The organism is Promicromonospora vindobonensis, from assembly GCF_042685865.1.
In the GTDB taxonomy this organism is placed as follows: domain Bacteria; phylum Actinomycetota; class Actinomycetes; order Actinomycetales; family Cellulomonadaceae; genus Promicromonospora; species Promicromonospora vindobonensis.
On record NZ_JBHUOG010000001.1, the window covers coordinates 1,786,817 to 1,805,898 of the forward strand.

Annotated in this window: 17 protein-coding genes and 1 tRNA gene; 6 read left to right on the top strand and 12 right to left on the bottom strand. The window is 69.5% G+C overall.

All coding sequences use genetic code 11. The features are described 5' to 3' along the window. Positions 1-74: 74 nt before the first annotated feature. Positions 75-1,004 carry a L,D-transpeptidase gene (locus ACFS27_RS08060; protein ID WP_377181743.1) on the top strand — a complete coding sequence of 310 codons (930 nt, stop codon included), beginning with the start codon at positions 75-77 and terminating at the stop codon, positions 1,002-1,004. Here ACFS27_RS08060 and ACFS27_RS08065 read toward each other — a convergent pair. Genes ACFS27_RS08065 through ACFS27_RS08085 form a run of 5 tightly spaced genes read right to left on the bottom strand, consistent with a single transcriptional unit; the run spans position 994 to position 6,698 of the window. Then, positions 994-1,998, bottom strand: a complete 1,005-nt coding sequence (locus ACFS27_RS08065; protein WP_377181745.1) for an ABC transporter ATP-binding protein — start codon at positions 1,996-1,998, stop codon at positions 994-996. The genes ACFS27_RS08060 and ACFS27_RS08065 overlap by 11 nt on opposite strands. After that, positions 1,998-2,948 (bottom strand): ABC transporter ATP-binding protein, encoded by a 951-nt coding sequence (locus tag ACFS27_RS08070; RefSeq protein ID WP_377181747.1) that lies wholly within the window; start codon positions 2,946-2,948, stop codon positions 1,998-2,000. The genes ACFS27_RS08065 and ACFS27_RS08070 overlap by 1 nt, the downstream gene beginning before the upstream one ends. A 1-nt stretch (position 2,949) precedes the next feature. After that, positions 2,950-3,900, bottom strand: a complete 951-nt coding sequence (locus tag ACFS27_RS08075) for an ABC transporter permease (RefSeq protein WP_377181749.1) — start codon at positions 3,898-3,900, stop codon at positions 2,950-2,952. Between the two features lie 28 nt (positions 3,901-3,928). Next, entirely contained in the window at positions 3,929-4,924 is a 996-nt protein-coding gene (locus ACFS27_RS08080) for an ABC transporter permease (RefSeq protein WP_377181751.1), read from the bottom strand. A 1-nt stretch (position 4,925) separates the two neighbouring features. Continuing rightward, positions 4,926-6,698, bottom strand: coding sequence for an ABC transporter substrate-binding protein (locus ACFS27_RS08085; protein WP_377181753.1), 1,773 nt, complete (start codon positions 6,696-6,698; stop codon positions 4,926-4,928). A gap of 243 nt (positions 6,699-6,941) precedes the next feature. Between ACFS27_RS08085 and ACFS27_RS08090 the strand changes: the two genes are divergently transcribed. Further along, positions 6,942-7,014, top strand: a tRNA-Arg gene (locus tag ACFS27_RS08090). 1 nt (position 7,015) lies between these two features. Here ACFS27_RS08090 and ACFS27_RS08095 read toward each other — a convergent pair. Next, the gene (locus ACFS27_RS08095) at positions 7,016-8,236 is read right to left on the bottom strand and encodes an MFS transporter (protein WP_377181755.1); all 1,221 of its coding nucleotides are present in this window, start codon (positions 8,234-8,236) and stop codon (positions 7,016-7,018) included. A gap of 193 nt (positions 8,237-8,429) precedes the next feature. Between ACFS27_RS08095 and ACFS27_RS08100 the strand changes: the two genes are divergently transcribed. Beyond that, on the top strand, positions 8,430-8,888 hold the full coding sequence (locus ACFS27_RS08100; RefSeq protein WP_377181757.1) for a MarR family winged helix-turn-helix transcriptional regulator: 459 nt from the start codon (positions 8,430-8,432) through the stop codon (positions 8,886-8,888). 124 nt (positions 8,889-9,012) lie between these two features. Here the strand turns inward: ACFS27_RS08100 and ehuA are convergent, their stop codons facing one another. The 4 genes from ehuA to ehuB are packed head-to-tail and all read right to left on the bottom strand — an operon-like array spanning position 9,013 to position 12,152. Beyond that, positions 9,013-9,792 carry an ectoine/hydroxyectoine ABC transporter ATP-binding protein EhuA gene (gene ehuA, locus ACFS27_RS08105; protein ID WP_377181759.1) on the bottom strand — a complete coding sequence of 260 codons (780 nt, stop codon included), beginning with the start codon at positions 9,790-9,792 and terminating at the stop codon, positions 9,013-9,015. After that, complete coding sequence (gene ehuD, locus ACFS27_RS08110; RefSeq protein ID WP_377181761.1) at positions 9,785-10,432, bottom strand: ectoine/hydroxyectoine ABC transporter permease subunit EhuD; 648 nt, start codon at positions 10,430-10,432, stop codon at positions 9,785-9,787. The genes ehuA and ehuD overlap by 8 nt, the downstream gene beginning before the upstream one ends. Next, positions 10,429-11,202 (bottom strand): ectoine/hydroxyectoine ABC transporter permease subunit EhuC, encoded by a 774-nt coding sequence (gene ehuC, locus ACFS27_RS08115; protein WP_377181763.1) that lies wholly within the window; start codon positions 11,200-11,202, stop codon positions 10,429-10,431. Before ehuC ends, ehuD begins: the two co-directional genes overlap by 4 nt. An 8-nt stretch (positions 11,203-11,210) precedes the next feature. Further along, positions 11,211-12,152, bottom strand: coding sequence for an ectoine/hydroxyectoine ABC transporter substrate-binding protein EhuB (gene ehuB / locus ACFS27_RS08120; RefSeq protein WP_377181765.1), 942 nt, complete (start codon positions 12,150-12,152; stop codon positions 11,211-11,213). A 237-nt stretch (positions 12,153-12,389) separates the two neighbouring features. Here ehuB and ACFS27_RS08125 point away from each other — a divergent pair, with 237 nt between their 5' ends. After that, positions 12,390-13,166 (top strand): GntR family transcriptional regulator, encoded by a 777-nt coding sequence (locus tag ACFS27_RS08125; RefSeq protein WP_377181767.1) that lies wholly within the window; start codon positions 12,390-12,392, stop codon positions 13,164-13,166. Here the strand turns inward: ACFS27_RS08125 and ACFS27_RS08130 are convergent. Beyond that, the gene (locus ACFS27_RS08130; protein ID WP_377181769.1) at positions 13,120-14,802 is read right to left on the bottom strand and encodes a BCCT family transporter; all 1,683 of its coding nucleotides are present in this window, start codon (positions 14,800-14,802) and stop codon (positions 13,120-13,122) included. The two genes, ACFS27_RS08125 and ACFS27_RS08130, sit on opposite strands and share 47 nt — an antisense overlap. Before the next feature lie 158 nt (positions 14,803-14,960). Further along, the gene (locus ACFS27_RS08135; RefSeq protein ID WP_377181771.1) at positions 14,961-16,178 is read right to left on the bottom strand and encodes an ROK family transcriptional regulator; all 1,218 of its coding nucleotides are present in this window, start codon (positions 16,176-16,178) and stop codon (positions 14,961-14,963) included. A gap of 90 nt (positions 16,179-16,268) precedes the next feature. Here ACFS27_RS08135 and xylA point away from each other — a divergent pair, with 90 nt between their 5' ends. After that, a complete protein-coding gene (xylA, locus tag ACFS27_RS08140) occupies positions 16,269-17,423 on the top strand; it encodes a xylose isomerase (protein WP_377181773.1) in 1,155 nt (384 codons plus the stop codon). A gap of 110 nt (positions 17,424-17,533) precedes the next feature. Beyond that, positions 17,534-19,027 (top strand): xylulokinase, encoded by a 1,494-nt coding sequence (xylB, locus tag ACFS27_RS08145; protein ID WP_377181775.1) that lies wholly within the window; start codon positions 17,534-17,536, stop codon positions 19,025-19,027. The last annotated feature ends 55 nt before the right edge of the window (positions 19,028-19,082 follow it).

Sequence of the window (19,082 nt, forward strand, 5' to 3'; positions counted from 1 at the left end):
CCGGGGAGCCGACCGGGGCACCATGGACACGCACGACCACCTGCGCGGGCGGCGCAGACTCACGGAGGGACACCATGACGGAGCTGGACAGCGGTCCGACGGCGGGACCGGGGCCACGTAGCTCCCCTGCCGCGCAGACCTGGGCCTGGGTGGGGGGCATCGTCGCCGTCGCACTGCTCGGGACCGCTCTCTGGGCCGGCGTGCGGCCCGTCGACAAGGCCGACGCCGCTGCGGTGGTGGTCGTGTCGGCGAGCCCGTCGCCGTCGACAAGCCCGACGCCGCCGGCGACGTCGCCGACTCCCGCGCCCTACTCGCTGCCGTTCCTGCCGGGGCCGGACATCGACGGGATCTTGCCCCGTGGGCTGCCGCGGGCCGGGGTGAGCACCCTGGAGGACCTGCCCGGGTCGGTGGCGGAGCCGAGGGACGCGCGGATCCCGGTCTGGACGCGACCCGACGTGACCACGGCGCCGGTCCTCGCCCTCGAGTCCCTCTACTACGACGCGGAGGCCCGCTGGCTCGTGCTGGAGCGCCGGCCGGGGTGGGTCAAGGTGCTCATCCCGTACGGACGCGGCGCCCTGCCGTCGCACGATCCCGAGAAGGTCAACGGATCAGCGGGCTGGCTCCGCGGGAGCGACGTGGACCTGAAGCCGGAGAAGCGGTCGGTGGTGATCGACCTGTCGGACCGCGTCGTGACCGTCAAGCATGCCGACGGCACCAGCGACCGGCTCCCCGCCGGCGTCGGCTCGCCCGCCACGCCGACGCCGCAGGGGCTCACCCAGGTCTTCACGGTGACGGAGGCCGTGAACACCGGGCTGTCGGTGTTCCTCTCGATGCAGAGCGAGTCCCTGGACGGGTTCTTCGGCAACGACTATGCCGCCACCGCGCTCCATGTGGGCGTCGGCCAGGGCCAGGCGGTGAGCAACGGCTGCGTCCGGCTCACGAGCGCGGACTTCGAGCGGCTCACCGACCTGGACCCCGGCGTCCCGGTGCTGGTCAAGGCTTGACGGCGGGTCCTGCCGGGCACTCGTCCTCCGCCGCCATGCGGAAGCACCCCACGAAGTGGCCGGGTGCATGCTCGACCAGCCCCAGGCCGTTGGGCACACCGTCCACGGATCGGGCCTCGTCACCCAGCGAGCGGCCCTGCGCCGCGATGTCCTCGTGGTACAGGCACCGCCCCGCGAGGCGACGGGTGCGCTCCGCCTCCTGCGCCTCGACCTCCTCCCACGTCCGGTCCAGGTGCGGTACCGAGGCGAGCAGGTCGCGCGTGTAGGGGTGCAGCGGGTCGTCGAAGACGGCGCCGGTGTCGCCCCGTTCCACCACGCGGCCCTTGTAGAGGATGACCACCCGGTCGGAGACGTAGTTGCCGAGCGAGAGGTCGTGCGTGACGAACAGGATGCCCAGGCCCCGCCCCTTGAGCTCGCCCAGCAGGTTGAGCACGTCGATGCGGGTGGAGGCGTCGAGCATGGAGATGATCTCGTCGGCGACCAGCAGCTCGATGTCGAGCAGCAGGGCGCGCGCGATGAGCAGGCGCTGGAGCTGACCGCCCGAGAGCTGGTGCGGGAACTTGCCGAGGATGTCGTCGGGCTCGAGGGTGACCGCGGCGAGGGCGTCGTCCAGGCGCTCCCGCCACTCCCCCGACGAGACCCGGGGAAAGTAGGACCTGCGCAGGGTCTCGAAGGTCCGGTCCACCTTGTAGATGGGGTTGAAGGACGAGAACGGGTCCTGGAACACGCCCTGGACCTTGCGGTAGTAGTCGCGGCGGGCACGAAACCCCAGCTTGGTGACGTCCTGCCCGTCGAACGTGATGGTGCCACCCGTCGAGCTGAGCAGGTGGAGCACCAGCTTGCCGATGGTCGACTTGCCGCTGCCGGACTCCCCGATGAGCGACACGACCTCGCCGCGCTGCACGTCGAGGCTGACCTGTCGCACGGCGTGCAGGTCGGAGGTGCCGAAGGTGCCGGTCTTGTAGACCTTGTCGAGCTGGTCCAGCGTCAGCATCAGCTCACCGCCCAGCACGCGACGTGGTGTCCCTCGGCCACTTCCCGGAAGGGCGGGGCCTCCGCGCACCTGTCGTGCGCCAGGGGGCAGCGGTCGCGGAACCGGCAGCCCGCGGGTGGTTCGAGGAGCGACGGCGGCCGCCCCTCGATCCCTTCGAGCTGCTGCTCCTCGTACCGGTCGCCGACCTTGGGCAGGGCACCGATGAGCATCTTCGTGTACGGGTGCAGCGGGTCGCTGATGATCGTCTTGGCGGGTGCCTTCTCCGCGAGGTGCCCTGCGTACATGACGAGGATGGTGTCGGCGACCTGGAACAGCACGGAGATGTCGTGCGTGATGACGATCATCGACTTCACGAACCCGTGGTCCCGGAACTCGACGAGCGCCCGGGCCACCGCCTTCTGGGACGACACGTCGAGCGCGGAGGTCACCTCGTCGCCGATCAGCAGCGAGGGATCGAGCAGGGTGGACAGCACGAGCACGACGCGCTGCTTCATGCCGCCCGACAGCTCGATGGGGTAGCGCCCGAGCACGTCGGGCTCGAGCCCGACGAGCTTGAGCCGCCGTTCGAGCTCTGGCAGCACGTCGTTGTAGCGCACGTTGTGCGCTCCGAGGAGGTCGCGGATCATCCGGCCGATCTTGCGGGTCGGGTTCATGGCGGACATCGCGTACTGCGGGATGAGGGACACCTCGCGGTAGCGGTGGCGCCGCATGGCGTTGTCGTCGCCGATCGGCAGCTCGTCGTCGTCGAGGACCACCGTGCCGCCCACGTGCTTCATGCGGGTGTCGAGGCGGATCAGGGCCTTGCCGAGCGTCGTCTTGCCGCAGCCGGACTCGCCGGCGATGCCCATGATCTCGCCGTCCGCCACCTCGAAGGTGACGCCGTCGAGGGCTTTGACGTCGCCGCGGCGGGTGCGGTACCAGACCTTGAGGTCGTTCACAGCCAGGGCCATGTCACATCTCCCGCAGCTTGGGGTTGAAGACCTCGTCGAGGCCGACGTTCATGATGTAGAGCGAGCCCACGATGAGCGTGATCCCCAGCCCCGGCGGGACGAACCACCACCACAGCCCCAGATGGAGCGCGCTCCACTGCACCGCCTGGTTCATCATCAGGCCGAGCGACATCGCGTTGGTGGGCCCGAGCCCGATGAAGTCCAGTGACGCCGCCGTGAGGATGGAGCCGCCGAACAGCAGCACGAACGTCATGAAGAGGTAGGAGTACATGTTGGGGGCGACCTCGCGTCGCAGGATCGTGCCCACCCCCACGCCGGACAGCTTGGCCAGGTCGATGAAGTCGCGCGTGCGCAGGGACAGGGTCTGCGCGCGGACCGCCCTGGCCACCCAGGGCCAGCTGAAGATGCCGATGTACAGCGCCTGCATCGGGACGCTCCGCACGCCCAGGTAGGCGTTGATGATGATGAGCACCACGAAGCCGGGGATCACGAGCACCACGTTGGTGAGCATGTTCAGCAGCTCGTCGATGAGACCGCCGCGGTAGCCCGCGACGAACCCGATGGTCATGCCGATCACTGCGGCCACCCCGCCGCCGAGCAGGCCCACGAGGAACGTGGACCTCAGGCCTGCGACGAACTGCGCGAACACGTCCTGCCCGAACGTCGTGGTGCCGAACGGGAAGTCCGCCGACGGCGGCGCCATGGGCGGCCCCGCGTAGTCCATGGGTGCGTACCGCAGGAACGCGGGCCCGATCAGTCCGAGCAGGAGGAACCCGAGCACCACCACCAAGCCGATGATGACCTTCGGGTTGCGCAACGCGAAGTACAGCGTCTCGCGCGCGTCTCCCCCGGGCTTGCGACCTGCCACCGGGCCGCCCGGTGTCGCCCCGGCCACCCCGGGCTGTTCGCTCGCCTCGACCCCGGGTCCCGCCGTCGGTTGTGTCGCCGTCATGCGGTCCTCCCTCCACTGCGCCTCCGGCTCATGCGGTGCCCCCTGTCAGTCCGGTCCGCGTGCGCGGGTCCACCAGCACGTAGACGATGTCGATCACGAAGTTGGCCACGAGCACGCCGATCACCACGAACAGCAGGGTGCCCTGCAGCAGGAAGAAGTCCTGGTTCTGGATGGCGGACAGCACGAGCTTGCCGAGGCCCGGGTAGGCGAACACGATCTCCGTCACCAGGGCGCCGCCGAGGATGGTGCCCAGCTGCAGCGCCAGGCCCGTGATCTGCGGCAGCTGCGCGTTGCGGAACGCGTACTGCCGGATGAGCCGCTTCGGTGCGCCGAGCGCGGCGAGGTAGTTCGCGTAGTCCGACTCGAGCTCGTAGATGATCAGGTTCCGCATGCCGATCGCCCAGCCACCGAGCGAGACGAGGAAGAGCGACAGGAACGGCAGGAACCAGTGCTGCAGCAGGTCTGCCGCGAAGGACCACGACCACTGCGGCACCAGGCCGAAGTCGTAGCCGCCCGCCACGGGGAACCAGCCGAGCGCCACGCCGAAGCCCCACGCGAGCAGGATCGCCAGCCACATGTACGGCATCGCGGTGACCAGGTAGCCGACGGGCAGGGCCACGTTGTCGAGCCAGCGGCTGCGCGCCGCCATCGCGCCGACCGTGTTGCCGACCACGAAGCTCAGCAGGATCGCCGGGATCATGATGCCGAGCGTGTACGGGACGGCGTCGAGCACCACCTCGCTCACCGGGGCGGGGAACAGCCACACGCTGGTGCCCAGGTCACCGCGGAACAGCGCGGCCCAGTAGTTCAGGTACTGCTGCCAGATCGGCAGGTCCAGACCGAAGGTGCGCTCGTAGTAGTCGGTCATCGACGCGATGGTCTCGGGGTGCTGCACGGCGGCGCGCGCCACCATCCGCTGAACCGGATCCCCCGGCATGAGCCGGGGGATCAGCCAGTTCAGCGTGACCGCTACGACGAACGTCAGGCCGTAGACCAGCGTCTTGCGCGCGAGGTATCCCCGCATCTCAGCCCGCCGGCTCGAGCGCGAGCAGCGCGTTCAGGCCGCCCATCTGCACGTAGTTGTTCCACATCACCGGGAAGTACGCGTCCTCGCGCCCCTCCTTGGGCCAGTTGGTCCACTGCGACTCGTTGTACTGGGCCCAGGCGCCGTTGTACCAGAGCGGGATCGCCGGGAGGTCGGTCATGAACTTCTCCTGGACCTCCGACAGCGTGCTGTCGAACTCCGGTGTGCCGGTCTCGGTCCGGGACAGGTCCTGCACCAGCTCCCAGGCTTCCTTGTCCTCGTAGCGGCCGAAGTTACCCGCCAGCATCTGCTCCTGGATGGGCTGGTAGAACGCGTAGTTGTAGTAGGTCCATGGCGTGTTGCTGATGCCGGCGTTGCCGTTGATGAGCAGGTCGAAGTCGCCGGTCGCCCGGGCATCGTCCACGGCACCCGCGTCGGGGAAGTCGGCGGTGACCTTGATGCCGGCGGCGGAGGCGTCCTCCGCGATGACCCGCGCGGCCTCCATCCAGTCGGTCCAGCCGGCCGGGACGATCAGCTTCAGGTCGATCTGCTCGCCGTCGGGCGTCTCGACGAACCCGTCGCCGTCGGTGTCCTCGTACCCGGCGTCGGCCAGGATCGACGCGGCCTCGTCGGCGTCGAACGTGAAGCCGTGCTCCGCCGCGACGTCCTGGTCGTAGTACTGCTCGAACGCCGGCACCAGACCCGAGGGGTGGGCCTTCGACACGAGGCCGCCGTAAGCGTTGGCGACGATCTTGTCGACGTCGATCGACCGCGCCAGCGCCTGCCGGAAGTCGACGTCGTCCATCGGCGCGCGCGTCTGGTTCGGGATGAGGTTGGCCGACGCCGCCGCCAGCATGTACGGCTCGCCCTCGTAGTAGGTGCTGACCTGGCCGGAGTCGACGAGCGTGTTGACGCCGGGCAGGAAGTTGTTGCTCAGGTCGAGGCTGCCCGACAGCATCAGGCCGAGTGCCACCTCGTTGGAGGTGTTCACGACGTCGACGATGTACTTCATCGGCATCTCGAGGCCGAGCTCGCTCTTGGCCCACCAGTCGTCGTTGCGCTCCCAGACCATCCGGTCCTGACCGACGGCGGAGAACTTGAACGCGCCGGAGCCGACCGGTTCCTCGTTCGGGTTGGCCAGCAGGTCCTCGTCCGACCAGTCGCTCATGAGGTGCTCCGGCAGCACCATGGTGCTGTAGAGCCAGTTGTCCCACTCCTGGTAGCGCGGGTCCGAGAACGTGAACTCGACCGTGGTGTCGCCGGTCGCCTCGACCTTGTCCAGCCACGTCCAGATGTTGCTGTACGGCACGGCGTCCACCTTGCCGAGCTCTGCGGTGAAGACCACATCCTCTGCGTCGAGCGTCTCGCCGTCCTGCCAGGTGAGCCCCTCGCGGAGCGTGAGCTCGTAGGTGTCGTCACCGGTCCATTCACCACCCTCGGCGAGCCACGGCGTCAGCTCGAGGGTGATCGGGTCGAACTGGAACAACGGCTCGTAGAGCAGGCCGCGTGCGCCCGTGGCATGTCCGGCACCGGGGATCGGGTTCCACGACGACGGCGGACCCCACTGGGTACCGCTCGTGAACAGCGTCTCCTCACGGGGATACTCACCGACGAGCTCCGTCGCCGCATCCATTCCTTCGGCGGACGCATACGGGTTGGCGGCCGGAGTGGGTGCGCTCCCACCGCCGCCGGAGCAGCCGGCCAGCAGCAGTCCCGCCACCGCGGCTGTCGCCAGGGCGGCAGTGCCCCGGGACCTGGTCTGTCGAAGGAACATCATTGATCCTCTCGTCCACCCGCACGGCCGTCGTGCGGACCCGGTGCGTCGTCGCGCCAGGTTGCTGAGCATCGTTCTGCCCTATTGCCGGATGCGTCAAGGTTTGGTGGGTATGTTGCCGAAACGTGACGTCCGCCTGGCCAAGCGCTTCGCGCGCGAGGCCAGGCGGACGTTAGGCTGTGTGCGCCGGTCCCGGGTCCTGCCCGGGAGCGGACGCGTCGCTCCCCGCCAGGAGGGGCGTGAGCGCCTGTAGCTCAGTGGATAGAGCACCGCTCTCCTAAAGCGGGTGTCGGCAGTTCGAGTCTGCCCAGGCGCACCTACGGCGCGGTGAGCACCGCGGCACGCCGCCCGGCGCGTCCGGCCCGCTCGCCGCCGCGAACCACCATCGCGACAGCCATGACGACAGCTCCCAGCAGGGTCACGACGGCACCGGCCCAGAGGGGCGACGTGTAGCCGAGCCCCGCGGCCAGGGTCAGCCCACCCACCCACGCGCCGAGCGCGTTGCCGATGTTGAACGCCGCGATGTTCGCACCCGAGGCGAGGGTCGGGGCTGCTGCCGCGTGCCGCATGACCCGCATCTGCAGGCCAGGCACCGTCGCGAACCCGACCACGCCCATCAGGACCAGGCTGACCACGGTCGCCACCGGGCTGGTGGCGGTCAGCGCGAAGACCGCGAGGACCACCGTGAGCAGCACGAGCAGGGTGAGCAGCGTCGCGCCGAGGTTCCGGTCCGCTGCCTTGCCGCCGGCGAGGTTCCCCACGAAGAGACCCGCCCCGAACAGCATCAGCAGCCACGGCACCGTCGAGCTCGCGAACCCGCTCACCTCGGTGAGGGTGAAGGCGATGTAGGTGAACGCGCCGAACATGCCCCCGTACCCGAGCACGGTGACAGCTATCGACAGCCAGACCTGCGGTGCCCGGAACGCCGCGAGCTCGCCGCGCAGGCCCGGACCGGTCTGCCCGCTCGGGCCGGCGACGGCGTCGGGCAGGCCGACCCGCGCGGGGACCAGGAGCGCGATGCCGATGAACGCGAGCACACCGATACCGGTGATCGCCCAGAACGTCGAGCGCCAGCCAGCGGCCTGGCCAAGGAGCGTCCCGAAGGGCACGCCGAGCACGTTGGCGACGGTCAGGCCGGCGAACATGATCGAGATGGCGGCCGCACGGCGCTCCTTGGCCACCAGGTCGGCGGCGACCACCGCACCGATGCCGAAGAAGGCACCGTGGCACAGGGCGGCGATGACGCGGCCGAGCATCATCAGCTCGTAGGTCGGGGCGACGGCGGAGACGAGGTTGCCCGCGATGAACAGGATCATCAGGCCGAGCAGGGCCTGCTTGCGGTCCACTCGGGTCAGGGCAGCGGTCAGCGCGACCGCGCCGACCGCCACCGACAGGGCGTAACCAGAGATGAGGTAGCCGGCGACGGTCTCGGAGACCGCGAAGTCCGCGGCCACCTCGGGCAGCAGACCCATGATGACGAACTCGGTGAGGCCGATCCCGAAGCCTCCGATGGCGAGGGCCCACAGGGCTACAGGCATGACAGTTCTCCTTGGCAGGACAGGGCAGGGCTCGACGAGGCGGAGCAGTGCAGGCGGTGCAGGCGAGCGTGCGGAACGTGCGTACGCGGCCACCTGGCGGACGCGGTTATTTGCATACGCCGCCTGAATAGTTGCACGCGCGCACTAGTTGCACAAGCGCTATAGTTGGGGCAGCAATCACAGAGGAGGGCCCATGGGAATCGCCGACGACGCCGTCGAGATCCGTGCCCAGGGCTGGCGAACGCTCGCCGCGCTGCACGGCATGATCGACACCGCGCTCGAGCGCGCGCTGCAGGCAGAGCACGGCCTGTCCGTCGTGGAGTACACGGTGCTGGACGCGCTGTCCCGGCAGGACGGATGGCACATGCGCATGCAGCAGCTCGGTCGTGCCACCGCGCTCTCGCCGAGCGCCACGACACGGCTGGTCAACCGCCTGGAGGACCGCGCACTGCTCACGCGGGTGCTGTGCCAGGACGACCGCAGGGGGATCTACACCGAGCTCACGCAGGCAGGAGAAAAGCTGCTGCGTGCGGCACGCCCCACGCACGACCGCACGCTGCAGGACGCCCTGCACGAGGCGGAGCAGGTGCCGGAGCTCGCCTCGCTCGTCGGCGCGCTCGGCACGGTAGGTGCGTCGCGGGCGGCGGCCTAGCGAGCCGGACGCGGCTCCTCACACGACTGACTCGCCGTACCGGGTACGGCGAGTCAGCTCGCTGGTCCGACCACGGCGCTGACCCGGCGTACCGGTACGCCGGGTCAGCGCCGTCGTGCGTGCATCAGAGGATCGCGCGGAGGAACTCCTGGGTCCGCTCGTGCTTCGGCGACGTGAAGATCGTGTCCGGGTCGGCTTCCTCGATGATCTTTCCGCCGTCGAACATCAGCACCCGGTTGGAGACCTCCCGGGCGAACTGCATCTCGTGCGTGACGATCAGCATCGTGATGTCCGTGGTCTCGGCGATGTTGCGGAGCACCCCGAGCACGTCGGCGACGAGCTCCGGGTCGAGCGCCGACGTCACCTCGTCCAGGAGCAGGATCTCCGGCTCCATGGCCAGCGCGCGCGCGATAGCCACACGCTGCTGCTGCCCGCCGGACAGCTGCATGGTGCGGGCGTCCCGCTTGTCGGCGAGGCCTACCTTGTCGAGGAGGGCCTCGGCACTGGCGATCGCCTCTGCCTTGGGCTTCCCGAGCACGTGGATCGGGGCCTCGATGATGTTCTCCAGCACCGTCATGTTGGGGAACAGGTTGAACTGCTGGAACACCATCCCGACGCGGCGCCGCACGAGGCTGCGCCGCTTCTCCGGGATGGCAACGCGCTTGCCGTCACGCATCTCGTGCGTGTAGCAGTCGCCGTCGACGTAGATGAGGCCGTCGTTCGCCTCCTCCAGCGTCATGAGCAGGCGCAGGATCGTCGTCTTGCCGGAGCCCGACGGACCGATCAGGGTGACCCGGTCGCCCTTCGCGACCGAGAAGTCCAGCCCGTCGAGAACGACGTTGTCGCCGAAGCGCTTGCCGACTCCCTGGAACTGGATGGCAGGGGTGATGTCGTTCTCAGGCAAGACGGTTCTCCAATCGGCGGACGAGCAGCGAGGTCGGGTAGCTCACCAGCAGGAAGAGCAGGCCGGCCATCGTGATCGCCTCCATGTAGCGGAAGGTCCCTGCGCCGTACTGCTGTGCGGCCGTGTACATCTCGACCACGGCGATGGCGAACAGGAACGGCGTCTCCTTGAACATGGAGACCGCGTAGTTCCCCAGACCCGGCAGCGTGTTGCGGATCGCCTGCGGCAGCACGACGGCGCTCCAGGTGCGCGAGCGCGGCAGGTCGAGCGCGATGGCCGCCTCCCACTGCCCCTTCGGCACCGCGTCGATGCCGGCGCGGTACACCTCGGACATGTACGTGGCGTAGTGGACGCCGAGCACGACACAACCGATGGCCAGCGACGGGAACTGCGTGAACAGCAGGTTCGCGAACACGAGCTGCACCAGCAGCGGCGTGGACCGGATGAACTCGACCAGGAAGCCGACCGGAAAGGTGACGACGCGCAGCTTCGACCGGCGGACGATGGCGACGACCAGCCCGAGGATCGAGGCGATGATCATGCCGACCACGGTCGCGAGGATCGTGATCTGCAGGCCTTCGAGCAGCTTGGGGAACACAGCCGCTGCGTGCTCCCAGCTCCATGCTTCGGTCTCGGTCATGCTCGGTCACCTCCCTTCGGTGCCGTCGACGCAGGCGTTCCGGCACCGAGGTCGGCCGTGGTCTGCACGGGCGCCAGACGCAGCACCTCACGCAGCGACGGGCCGACACCCAACCGGTTCTTCGCCCGCACCTCGAGGGCGTTCATGCCCAGCGTGAGCAGGTAGGCGACGACGAAGTAGCACACAAGGCCCACGGTGAAGGAGAACACCGTGTCCGACGTGCGGTCGCGCAGCTCGTTGGTGAAGAAGTTGAGGTCGTGCAGCGAGATGTACGCCGCCAGCGCGGAGCCCTTGACGAGCTGGATCAGCAGGTTGGTGAACATCGGGATCATGAGCGGCCAGGCCTGCGGCATGATCACGCGACGCATGCGGTGCACGGGATTCAGGTCGAGGGCGATGGCCGCCTCCCACTGCCCCTTGGCGACCGAGTTGATCGAGCCGCGCACGACCTCGGCGGCATAGGCCCCGTAGTTGAGGCCGAGCGCGAGGATCCCGCAGGCCAGCGGGTCCAGCTCGACGTAGAACGGCGGAAGTGGCAGCACGTAGTACAGCCAGAAGATCTGCACCACGAGAGACGTGCCACGGAAGAACTCCACGACCACCCGGGACGGCACGCGCGCCCACCGCGTGTGGGCGCGCGAGCCGAAGCCAAGGGTGAACGCGACGAGCAGCGCGAGCACCGCACCGCCGAGGGTCAGCTGGAGTGTGACGAGTACTCCCTCGCCGAGCTGCGGCAGCAGCTCGACGAATTGTTGAAGGTTGTCCGACACGTGCCCGCTCAGCCGTCCAGGCCGAGCTCCGGAGCCAGCTCCTTGGCCACTGACTCGAGGTCACCCTCGCAGAGCTTCTCGGTCGTCAGGCCCTCGACGGGATACTCGGCCTCGGTGAAGCCGAACGGCTCCACGATCTCCAGCCAGCGCTCCTTGTCGGCGGTGATCTTGGCGAGCTCCTCGTTGTAGGCGTCGCGCAGCTCCTCCTCGCCCTTCGGGAAGACCTCTGCCCCCGCGCCGATCTGCGGCACGCCGTCGATCTCCGCGACGAACGCGTCGGTGACCTCGACCGGGGCATCGCTCTTCTCCGCGAGCGTCCGCAGCGAGATGCCCGTCAGGGCCAGCGCGTCGGCACGACCGGACGTGACGGCGTCCAGGCCGTCCTGGGCCTCGCCGACCTCGATCTTCTCGATCTCCAGCTCGTCGGCGTAGCCGGACTCGATGGCACCGCTGAGGACCGCGAGCTTGACGCCCGCGTCCTTGGCGGACTGCATGTCCGTCAGCTTGTCCGGGTTGCCCTCCGGGACCATGAACGCGGTGGTGTACATGATCTCCGGGTCGGAGAACAGGGCCTGCTCACAGCGCTCGGGCAGGATGGACATCCCGGCGCTGACGGTGTCGTACCGGCCGGCGGTCAGGCCGGGGATGAGCGAGTTCCACTCGGTCTGGACGCCTTCGACGTTCTCGACGCCGAGCGCGCCGAAGATCTCGCGGTCCAGGGCGATGGTGGCGCCGGTGAGGTCGCCGCCGTCCTCGTAGCTGTAGGGCTCCTCCCCGTTGAACGCGACGGTCACGGTGCCGTCTTCCTGGAGCTGCTCGAGCGTGCTGGCGCCATCTTCGCCGCCCTGGTTCGGAGCCGTCGACGAGCACGCGGCCAGCGCGACGAGGGTGAGTGCTGACCCTGCGGCGAATACGGCTCGGCGGAGCGGTCGGACGCTTGATGTAGACATGGTTCCCTTCACGCCACCCGGCGGTCTTGGCAAAGCCTGGGTGGGCTGGAGTTCACGGACGATTCGCAACCGTAGCGCGGTGCCGACGCTCAGACAATCCAGCGTTCGACATTATGATTGTCTACAATCTACAAGTTCAACCGGCCGGCGTCACCCCCGGACACCGTCGGCGTCACACAGCTGTCTGCGCACCGGGGATGATGTGGTCATCGACGTGCGCTCACGGAAGGAGCACCGATGTCCCACCCGTCGCGGGCCACGCTGACGACCGCCCCGTCCTTCTCCAGGGTGACGCGACCGTCGACGGTCGACCTGATCCAGACGGAGCTGCGCAACGCCGTCTACGCGGGGGTCCTCGCCGTCGGCACGCCGATCCGGGAGGTAGACGTCGCCACCCAGCTCGGCGTGAGCCGCGGCCCGCTGCGCGAGGCCGCCCAGCGACTGGTCCAGGAGGGTCTGCTCGTCGCGACGCCAGGACGTGGGATGCGCGTGGCGACGATCGGCAGAGAGCGGCTCCCTGCCCTCTACGAGGCGCGCAAGTCCGTGGAGATCGCCGCGGCCCGGCTGCTCGTCCGGTCCGGCGACGACGCAGCGCTCGCCGGTGTGCGCCGCGCGCACGACGAGCTCGTCGCCGCGAACAGCACCGGGGACGCGCGCCGGGTCGGCGGCGCGGACCTCAACCTGCACTGGACCCTGGTCGCCGCGGCAGGCAACCCCTGGCTCACGCGCTGGATGACGACGCTCATCGTCGAGGTGCGGATGGCCACGTTCACGGTGAGCGACGAATACGTGGTGCGCAAGGACACTGCGGACGCGCACGCCCTGATCGTCGAACGGCTGGAGGCGCGGGACGAGGACGGGCTGGTGGAGGCCATCACCCAGATGCTCGCGGGTGCCGTCGACCGGCTGCTGGGCCGCGAGGACGAGGGCGTCGAGACGTTCGAGGAGCCTGCGGACGCCCCCGAGATCACTCTTGGCCCGATCGACGCACCGGACGGGCCGACGATCGGCTGATCCTGGTGCGCACCCCCTCGGCCTCCGGTTGCAGGGTCTCCACCTTCGATCCGGAGAGCGGCATCCGGATGGTCACGAACTTCTCCGTGGCGAGCCCGCGCCAGAGCGCGAACATAGCCAGGAACATCATGATGAAGATCGGCAGGCCGACCACCGTGATCACCTGTTGCAGCGCGACCAGCCCTGTCTCCCCCGCCAGCACGATGAGCGCGACGGCGACGGCGCCCTCCGAGACCCCCCAGAACACCCGCTGGCGAACCGGACCGGAGTCCTCGGTGCCCGTGCAGAGCATGTCGACGACCAGCGAGGCGGAGTCGGACGACGTGGCGAAGAAGATCGCCACGATCACGACGACCATCCCGGAGATGAACGTGGCCAGGCCGCCCGCCCCGAGCAGCTCCTCGAAGAAGGTGAACATCGCGGTGGCCGGGTTCTCCATCACCGCGTCGGTGATGGGGTGCGGGTCGCCCGCTGCCGAGTCGATCCCGTCCAGCTCCATCGCCGACCAGCCGAAGATCGCGAACCAGACAAGGGTGAAGAGCGACGGCGCGAGCAGCACGCCGCCGACGAACTCTCGGATCGTGCGGCCCCGTGAGATGCGCGCGAGGAAGATGCCCATGAACGGCGCCCAGGTGACGGTCCACGCCCAGTAGAAGACCGTCCAGCCGCCCTGCCAGCCCCAGCCCTCCTCTGTCGTGAAGGGGGCGAGGGCGTCGTTCCAGAAGGCGAGCGGCACGATGTTCTGCGCGTAGAGGCCGATGGTCTCGATGATCTCCCGGAGCAGGAAGACCGTTGACCCCGCGAACAGGACGAAGAGCATCAGCGCGACGGCCAGGCCGATGTTGATGTTCGACAGGGTCTTCACGCCCTTGTCCAGACCGGCGACGATCGAGCTCACCGCGATGGTGGTGAGGATGCAGATGATGATCACCTTGGGCAGCACCGCGTTCGGGATGGCGGTGAGGTCCGAGAGCCCGCTGTTGATCTGCTGCGTGCCGAGGCCGATCGATACGGCGACGCCGAACAGGGTGCCGAGGATCGCGAAGACGTCGATCGCCTTGCCGATCGGACCGTGGATGCGCTCCTTGAGGAACGGGTAGAAGACGGAGCTGACCCGCAGCGGCAGCTTGTGCCGGTAGATGAAGTACGCGAAGGCAAGACCAGGCAATGTGAAGATCGCCCAGGTGTGCAGGCCGAGGTGATAGATGGAGATGCTCATCGCGTCGTTCGCGGCTTCCGCAGAGAACGGCACGGCGCCGCGTGGCCCGGACGCGAAATGGTTGATCGGTTCGGCGACTCCCCAGTACATCAGGATGGTGCCGATGCCACCGGCGAAAAGCATGGTGAACCAGGAGACGTTGGAGTATCTCGGGCGTTCGCGGTCACCGCCGAGCCGCACGTTGCCGTACTTGCTGATGGCCAGGTACACCAGGAACAGCACCCAGACGGTGACACCGAGGATGAAGAACCACCCGAGCCTGGTCACCACCCAGGTGCGGCCGGCGGTGAACATGTCCCCGATGGCGGACGGGAAGATGATCAGCAGCAGGAGGAAGACGACCATCAGGCCGGCCGCGACGAAGAAGATCACCGGGTCCGTCTTGAGCCCCAACCGGCGGGCGAGTGAATCCAGCACAGAGAACGCCTCCTCGCGAGGGAGATCTGGGCGGATTCCCATTGGCCCGGCATCCCCTCTCGTACCGAACCAATGCGCAGGCATGCTGCCAACAATTCGGGAGGACGTCTATCCCAGAGGAATATCTTCTCGCGCGGACCGCTATTGTGCGATGCGGCTCAGACCCAGGCGGAGGGGGCGGCCAGCACCGCTTGCAGCACCTCGCGCGCCCCGCCCGTCAGCGCCGCGTGCGGCCCCGCCTGCGCGGCCCGGACCTGGAGGTCGACGAACGGCGCGGCGAGCACGCGGTCGGCCAGCACCGCCTCGACGTCGGTGCGGAGCCACGGCAGCAGCTCGGTGTACGCGCCGCCCAGCACGATGGTGGCGACGTCGAGCAGGTTCACGAAGTCCGCGAGCGCCGAGCCGAGGGCTCGACCGGCCGGCAGCGCAGGGGCGGCCGCCGCGGCGTCGGGCTGCGCCAGCCGGGCGACGAGCGCTGCCAGGGGAGAGTCCGGCGGCAGGCCGGCGGCGCGCATCATCGCCTCCTTGCCCGCGTACTGCTCCAGGCAGCCGAACGCGCCGCACGAGCAGCGTGGCCCTGCCGGGTCGACCACCACGTGGCCGATCTCGCCGTTCCACCCCCGCTCCCCGAGGAACAGCTCGCGGTCGACGACGATCGCAGCGCCGATGCCGACGTCGCCCGACACGAAGATGAAGGAGTCGGGCGCGGCGACGTCGGAGCCGCCGGCGAGCTCCGCGAGCGCGGCGAGCTTTGCCTCGTTGGCGATGCGCACCGCGAGGTTGCCGAGCCCGAGCAGCGGGACCGGGTCGAGCGACGACCAGCCGAGGTTGGGCGCCACCTCGAGGAGGCCGGTGCGCGGGTCGACCAGGCCGGGCAGCGCCAGTCGCGCGCCGGCGACCGTCATGCCGGAGGCCGTGACGGTGTCGGTCACCTCGCGGGCGAGCTCGCCGAGCCGGCCCAGCACGACCACCGGGTCGCTGTCGTGGAGCGCGCCGGGGACCACCTGCTCCGCCACGACGTCACCGGTCAGGTCGAGCACCCGTACGCCCAGGTAGTCCACGTTCACCTCGAGCCCGAGGCCGACGACCGAGCGTGGCGCGGGGACCAGCGGGACGGCGGGCCGGCCGGCGCGTCCGGCGGTCACGGCGGGCAGCTCACGGACGAGCCGTGCGGCCACGAGCTGGTCCACCAGCGTCGACACCGTCGCGCGGGCCAGGCCGGTCGCGGCGGCCACACCGGCGCGCGACAGTGGTTCTGGCACCTCGAACACCGCGCGCGCAACCAGCTCGAGGTTGCGTTCGCGCAGGGTGTGCTGACGGGCCGCGCCTGGGCCCGTCCGCGTGGTGGTGTCGCGTGCGGTCCCGGCGGTGGTCACGCCTTGACTGTAGCCGAGACCCGGGTAATAGTTCATCCGTACAACAAATGCGGCGCCGCATGCCGGGGCCGCCTCGATGAGGAGACCCCCGTGAGCGACATCAAGTACTCGTTCGGCCTGTGGACCGTCGGCTGGAACGCCGTAGACCCGTTCGGCACGGCATCGCGCCCCGAGCTCGACCCGGCAGAGTCCATCCGCAAGCTCGCGGACCTCGGCGCCTGGGGCTTCACGTTCCACGACAACGACGTCTACCCGTTCGGTTCGGACGACGCCGAGCGCCAGAAGCACATCGACTCCGTCAAGAAGGCTGCCTCGGACACGGGCCTGGTCTGCGAGATGGTCACGACCAACACGTTCACGCACCCCGTCTTCAAGGACGGCGCGTTCACGTCCAACAACCGCGACGTGCGCCGCTTCGGCCTGCGCAAGGTGCTGCGCAACGTGGACCTGGCCGCCGACATGGGCGCAGAGACCTTCGTCATGTGGGGTGGCCGCGAGGGCACCGAGTACGACAACTCGAAGGACCTCAACGCCGCGCACGCGCGCTACGCGGAGGGCATCGACACCGTCGCCTCCTACATCAAGCAGAAGGGCTACGGGCTCAAGATCGCCCTGGAGCCCAAGCCGAACGAGCCGCGCGGAGACATCTTCCTGCCGACGATCGGGCACGCCATCGCCCTGATCGACTCGCTCGACAACGCCGACATCGTGGGCCTCAACCCGGAGACGGGCCACGAGCAGATGGCCGGCCTCAACTACACGCACGGCATCGCGCTCGCCCTGCACGTGGGCAAGCTCTTCCACATCGACCTGAACGGCCAGCACGGGCCCAAGTACGACCAGGACCTCGTGTTCGGCCACGGCGACCTGCTGTCGGCGTTCTTCACGGTCGACCTGCTGGAGAACGGCTTCCCGAACGGCGGCCCCCGCTACGAGGGCCCGCGCCACTTCGACTACAAGCCCTCGCGCACCGAGTACCTCGACGGCGTGTGGGAGTCGGCGAAGGCCAACATGGCGACCTACGACATGCTCGCGGCCAAGGCCGCTGCGTACCGGGCCGACCCGGAGGTCCAGGCGGCCTTCGAGCACGCGGGCATCTTCGAGCTGGGCCAGTCGACCCTCGCCGAGGGCGAGACGTTCGACTCGTTCCTCGCCGAGCCGGACCCGGACGTGGACGCCCTGGCCGAGCGGGACTACGGCCTGGTCCGCCTCCACCAGCTGGCCCTGAACCACCTGATCGGCTGACCCTCACCCCCACTCCGCTTGGCTGTGGGCGTGATCATTGCGCCTAAAGTGGACGTCTTGTCGCAAAGATCGCGCCCACAGCCAAGCGGCGCCTTACTCCTGGAGCATCGATGCCCCTCGTCGCCGGCGTGGACACGTCCACGCAGTCCTGCAAGATCGTCGTGCGCGACGCCGAGACCGGTGCGCTGGTCCGGACCGGTTCCGCCAAGCACCCCGACGGCACGGAGGTGGACCCGCAGCACTGGTGGGACGCCTTCCAGGAGGCGGCAGCGGAAGCGGGCGGCCTGGCCGACGTCGCAGCGCTCGCCGTGGGTGGCCAGCAGCACGGCATGGTCACGCTCGACGCCGACGGCAACGTCATCAGGCCCGCGCTGCTGTGGAACGACAACCGGTCCGCGCCGTCGGCGGAGGACCTGATCGTCGAGCTGGGTGACGGCAACCGCGAGGCGGGCGCACAGGCCTGGGCCGACGCCGTCGGCTCCGTGCTCGTCGCGTCCCTGACGATCACCAAGCTGCGCTGGCTGCGCGACAACGAGCCGGAGAACGCCGCCAAGGTGGCCGCCGTCGCCCTGCCGCACGACTGGCTGTCCTGGCGTATCGCCGGATACGGGCCGGCGGGCGACCCGACGGCCCCCCTCGGGCCGCAGCTGGACAAGCTCTTCACCGACCGTTCGGACGCGTCCGGTACCGGCTACTACGACGCCTCCGTCGGCGAGTACCGACCTGACCTGCTGGAACGTGCCCTGGGGCGTACCGACGTCGTGCTGCCGCGGGTGGTCGGCGTGGCCGAGACGGGGGCCGTAGCGCACCCGAGCGTCGCGGGCGGGGCGACCGCCACCTCCATCGCCTCGAACGGCTGCCTCATCGGGCCGGGCGCCGGTGACAACGCGGGCGCCTCCCTCGGGCTCGGGATGGCGCCGGGCGACATCGCCATCTCGATCGGCACCTCCGGTGTCGTCTCCGCCGTCGCGCCGCAGCGCACCGCGGACGGCTCCGGCGCGATCAACGGCTTCGCCGACGCGACCGGCAACGCGCTCATGCTGGCCGTGACGCTCAACGCGGCCCGGGTCCTGGACGCCGCCCGCGAGGTGCTCGACGTCGACTTCGACGGGCTGGCCGAGCTCGCGCTGGAGGCCCCGCCCGGGTCCGACGGCCTCGTGCTCGTGCCGTACCTGGAGGGCGAGCGCACGCCCAACCGGCCCGACGCCACCGGCACCCTGCACGGCATCCGTCTCGCGACCTCCACCCGCGCCCACCTGGCCCGCGCCTACATCGAGGGCATGCTGTGCGGTCTCGCGGACGGTCTCGACGCGCTGCGCGCGCAGGGCGTCGCGGTGGAGCGCGTGATGCTGATCGGCGGCGCGGCGCAGTCGCCGGCGGTGCAGCAGATCGCCCCGCAGATCTTCGGCCTGCCGATCAGCATCCCCGAGCCGGGCGAGTACGTGGCCGACGGCGCCGCGCGCCAGGCGGCCTGGGCCCTGGCCGTCGCCGCCGACCCGGACGCCGGGGCTCCCGCGTGGTCCACGACCATCGCCACGACGCTTGCCGCCGACCCGCGGCCGGTGATCCGCGAGCAGTACGCAGCGGTGCGCGACCTCGCATGAGCCGGAGGTGCAGCGCAGGGTGCGGGCCGAGGAACGAGGCACACGCCCGGAGCGG